The sequence below is a fragment of the uncultured Caballeronia sp. genome, from assembly GCF_964243625.1.
GTDB lineage: Bacteria > Pseudomonadota > Gammaproteobacteria > Burkholderiales > Burkholderiaceae > Caballeronia.
In genome coordinates, this window is the sequence record NZ_CAXTGZ010000509.1 from 1 (window position 1) to 4,398 (window position 4,398).

At 57.1% G+C, this 4,398-nt stretch carries 5 protein-coding genes and 1 tRNA gene; 4 read left to right on the top strand and 2 right to left on the bottom strand.

What is annotated here, in order from left to right; genetic code table 11:
* The 4 genes from ACFFAR_RS25855 to ACFFAR_RS25870 form a co-directional block, all read left to right on the top strand.
* Positions 1-1,620: MFS transporter (locus ACFFAR_RS25855; RefSeq protein WP_375508705.1), on the top strand; the 1,620-nt coding region annotated here is incomplete at its 5' end.
* A gap of 110 nt (positions 1,621-1,730) precedes the next feature.
* Positions 1,731-1,807 (top strand) — tRNA-Met (locus ACFFAR_RS25860).
* 303 nt (positions 1,808-2,110) lie between these two features.
* Positions 2,111-2,317, top strand: a complete 207-nt coding sequence (locus tag ACFFAR_RS25865) for a TIR domain-containing protein (RefSeq protein WP_375508706.1) — start codon at positions 2,111-2,113, stop codon at positions 2,315-2,317.
* A complete protein-coding gene (locus tag ACFFAR_RS25870; RefSeq protein ID WP_375508707.1) occupies positions 2,317-2,817 on the top strand; it encodes a TIR domain-containing protein in 501 nt (166 codons plus the stop codon). The genes ACFFAR_RS25865 and ACFFAR_RS25870 overlap by 1 nt, the downstream gene beginning before the upstream one ends.
* A 68-nt stretch (positions 2,818-2,885) precedes the next feature.
* Here the strand turns inward: ACFFAR_RS25870 and ACFFAR_RS25875 are convergent, their stop codons facing one another.
* Both ACFFAR_RS25875 and ACFFAR_RS25880 read right to left on the bottom strand, forming a co-directional pair.
* The gene (locus ACFFAR_RS25875; protein WP_375508709.1) at positions 2,886-3,737 is read right to left on the bottom strand and encodes an alpha/beta fold hydrolase; all 852 of its coding nucleotides are present in this window, start codon (positions 3,735-3,737) and stop codon (positions 2,886-2,888) included.
* Positions 3,738-3,827: 90 nt separating this feature from the next.
* The coding region (locus ACFFAR_RS25880; protein WP_375508708.1) for a thiosulfate sulfurtransferase GlpE at positions 3,828-4,398 on the bottom strand (571 nt) is incomplete at its 5' end.

Here is a 4,398-nt window from a genome sequence, read left to right on the forward strand (position 1 = left end):
ACAAGCGAAGAACGGCGCGTGATTTTCGCGTCATCGCTGGGCACGGTGTTCGAGTGGTACGACTTCTATCTGGCGGGCTCGCTCGCCATCTATATCAGCAGGACCTTCTTCTCGGGCGTGAACCCGACAGCCGCCTTCATCTTCACATTGCTCGGCTTCGCAGCGGGTTTTGCCGTGCGTCCGTTCGGTGCGATCGTGTTCGGCCGTCTCGGCGACATGGTCGGGCGCAAGTACACGTTCCTCGTGACCATCGTGATCATGGGTTTGTCGACGTTCGTGGTCGGCTTGCTGCCCGGATACGGGACCATAGGTATAGCTGCGCCCGTGCTGTTCATCGCGATGCGGCTGCTGCAAGGCCTCGCGCTCGGCGGCGAATACGGTGGCGCGGCGACTTACGTTGCGGAACATGCGCCCTCCAACAAGCGCGGCGCGTGGACGGCGTGGATTCAGACCACGGCCACGCTCGGCCTGTTCATCTCGCTGATCGTGATCCTCGTGGTGCGCAGCGCCGTTGGCGAAGACACCTTCGGTGCGTGGGGTTGGCGGGTTCCGTTCCTGGTGTCGATACTGCTGCTCGCCGTCTCCGTCTGGATTCGCATGAAGTTGCACGAATCGCCGGTTTTCGAGCGCATCAAGGCCGAAGGCAAGACCTCGAAGGCGCCGCTAACGGAAGCATTTGGTCAATGGAAGAACCTGAAGATCGTGCTGCTCGCGCTCTTCGGCCTGACGATGGGACAAGCCGTGGTCTGGTACACGGGCCAGTTCTACACGCTGTTTTTCCTGACGCAGACGCTGAAAGTCGATGGCACCAGCGCCAACATCATGGTGGCGGTGGCGTTGTTGATCGGCACGCCGTTCTTCCTGTTCTTCGGGTCGCTGTCCGACAAGATTGGCCGCAAGCCGATCATCATGGCTGGCTGCCTGATTGCCGCGCTGACGTACTTCCCGCTCTTCCACGCGCTCGCTCACTACACGAACCCGACGCTCGAAGCCGCGACCATCAAGTCGCCGATCACCGTCATTGCCAATCCCGACGAGTGTTCGTTCCAGTTCAACCCGGTGGGTACATCGAAGTTCACGAGCTCCTGCGATATTGCCAAGAGTGCGTTGTCGAAGGCCGGATTGAACTACGAGAACGTGGCTGCGCCGGCCGGGACGGTCGCGCAGATCAAGGTGGGCGACACGGTGGTGAACACGTATGACGGCAAGGCCGCCGATGCGAAGGTCCAAGGCGCCGCGTTCGACAAGACGCTTGCGGGCACGCTGAAGTCGGCGGGATATCCGGCGAAGGCTGATCCGGCGCTGATCAACTGGCCGATGGCTATCGTGATCCTGACCATCATGATGATCTACGTGACGATGGTGTATGGGCCGATTGCCGCGATGCTCGTGGAGATGTTCCCGGCGCGGATCCGGTACACGTCGATGTCGCTGCCGTATCACATTGGCAATGGCTGGTTCGGCGGGTTTCTGCCGGCTACGGCGTTTGCTATCGTGGCGGCGAAGGGGAATATCTTTTCGGGACTGTGGTACCCGATTGTGATTGCCGTGGCCGCGTTCGTGATCGGGATGCTGTTTGTGAAGGAGACCCGGGGGACGGCGGTTTATGACTCGGATTGATCGTCCGGCGGCGGCGGATAGCACTGCTGCCGCCTAACCCACTTGTCGATAGGAATCAGCTTGGAAGGGGTTGACAGGTTTTGCAACCCTCTTCATAATCTCGATCTCTTGGCGAATTAGCTCAGCCGGTTAGAGCGACGGAATCATAATCCGCAGGTCCGGGGTTCGAATCCCTGATTCGCCACCAAGTTGTAAGAAAAAGGCTTTGCGGATAACTCCGCAAAGCCTTTTTTGCGTTGAACATCCACGATCTTTTGTCGCGGTTACCGCATTTGGCAAAGTCATCTTTTTCGATTGTTTCTATCAGCCCACCGTAACAAATATGCGTCAATGCGACGCACCAATCGCGAAATTTTTAGTCGTGCGTCAATTCTCTTAACGTCACCAAAAGTAAAAATTTGCGACTTGACGTCAAACCTCAGCACAGCGTTATACGATCATGCCCGTCGCTGAATTTGCGATGCACTCATGTTGAACCCTAGGAGGACTGATGAAGCCAAGGGTATTTATAGGTTCTTCCCGAGAAGGGATCCCGATTGCTAATGCAATCCATACAAATCTAACTCGGGATGCAGAGTGCACCGTTTGGAAGAGTGGTGTTTTTCAACCATCTTCTTTCGCGTTGAATAGTCTAATTGACGAACTAGACGATTCGCAGTTCGGTATTTTCGTATTTAGCCCGGACGACACTTTATAATGAGATCCGAGCAACATCAGGTGGTACGAGACAATGTCCTCTTCGAGCTTGGGCTTTTTATCGGGCGACTGGGACATAAGCGTTGTTTTTTCCTGGTTCCAGAATCAGGAGGCATAAGGTTACCAACCGATCTTTTCGGCCTGAACTCAACCGAATATGAATCGAATCGACGCGATTCAAATTGGGTCGCAGCGGTGAACCCTGCATGCACATCAATATTGCAGGTTATGCGCGACCAGACGCATCTAAGTGAAATCGAAATTGCTGCCCCGATTATCAGGGCTCATATCGGCGCATCAAGCGAACACGTTGCTCCGGCGGGCAAGGAGGTAACGGCAAAGATTAAGATCGAGCAATACAAGAAGTCCTTCTTACTTAAAAGTGACGATCCTGTTCACAGAGAGCGCCTTTCCGCACTCCCTTACGCGTCTTATAATCGGACGCTTCAGGGATGGTCATCCCTCAATCGAGGAAACTCTTGTCCGTCAAGATCTTGCTGATCTGCTTTGAATTTGACGACGCTCTTTGAGCGTCGGAGCTGGACAGCACTTTTAGTAATGGCTGTCGCTCAGTAAAGAGCACGGCCCATTTCACTCACTGCCCGATTAAACACCCCCGCATGCGTAACATTCATCCCATGCGACGCCCCTTCAATCGTCACCCGCCTTGCCCCATCGATCCACCTTTCCAACGCTCCCACCGCATCCCGAAACATCTTCGGACTCTTCTCCCCTTCGATAAGCAGCGTAGGGCATCGCACCCTCGCCGCAGCGCTTGCATTGTAGGAGGGCAAAGGATCGCGAAATTGAAGCGCCAAGGTATCGGCGTTATCCATCGCCATGGCCCGAAACTCTTTCGGACTCCGCGCCCAGAACCCGGGCCGGCTCACTGAATCGACAAACAACTCCAATCCCGCATCGACCTCACCCGCAGCAATCAACTCCGCTGCTTTGGCCCTCAGCGCATTAACAGGCGCGGGCAGCACCGTCCTCGCCCTAGCATCATCACCAGCCCGAGCCACCGCCCCACCGGGATCAGCCAGCACCAGCGACTTCACCATCTCCGGATACCGGACGGCGAGATGAAACGCCACACACCCACCCCTCGAATGCCCGACAACATTCACCGCTCCCACCCCAAGCCGCTCGATAAACTGCCCCATCTCATCAACATGGGCATCCCAGCTAAACGGCCGTGAATCCCCCGCCACCCCAAGCGCCCCTGCCCTCCCGGAAGGCCAGTAATGCGAAAGACTCGGCGCGACACATCGATACTGCCTGCCAAGCGGCCCCAACTGCGGCTTCCAGTATCGAAAGTCGCAAAGCGAGCCGTGAATAAACAGCATGACTTCCTGGTGCTCGTGCCCGGTCTGTACAAAGGGCACTTGCACGCCGTGGTCGAGCGTTGCCACATCGGGCATGGGCAAGCCAAAAAGTTGCGAGGGATTCACCCCATCCAACAGCGTCATCCGATGCAACTCCAATTAGCAAACCAACAAACCACCAAACCCTCACTCCGGCGCCGTAGCCCGAACGGTAACCATATCGCCCATCGAGTCCTGATCATCGAACGAAGCATCCTCAACATCAGCACCACGCCCACCGCCCAAAGGAATCGCCTCGACCGGAAACCCCTTCTTCTCCCAGGCATCCAGCCCGCCCTTCAGCGGCCGTACATTCGAGAACCCCTTCGCCTTTAACTGCCGCACGATCTGCTTGGCCGTCGCCTCGTTCGGACACACGCAATAGACCACCACCTCGCGCTCGCGAAACATCTCATCGATTTTCCCCGATGCCTGCAGATCCAGCGGCAACGCGCCCTTGATCCTGTGCGCCTCCTTGCGCCGGATCTCTTCCGGCCGGGCATCGAAAATGACGGGCGGCGCATCGGAGCGCATCATTTCATCGAGCTGCTCGGGCGATATCCGGTACTTCGCGAGCCATCGGCGAAACTGCAGGCGTCGCACCCATCGATACGCCAAGAACGCCCCCGCAGCCATGCCGAGCACATCGAGCGCGGTCAGCCCATATGTGCGCACGAACACGAGCAGATCCGCGACCTCGGCCTTCAGGATCGCGCCG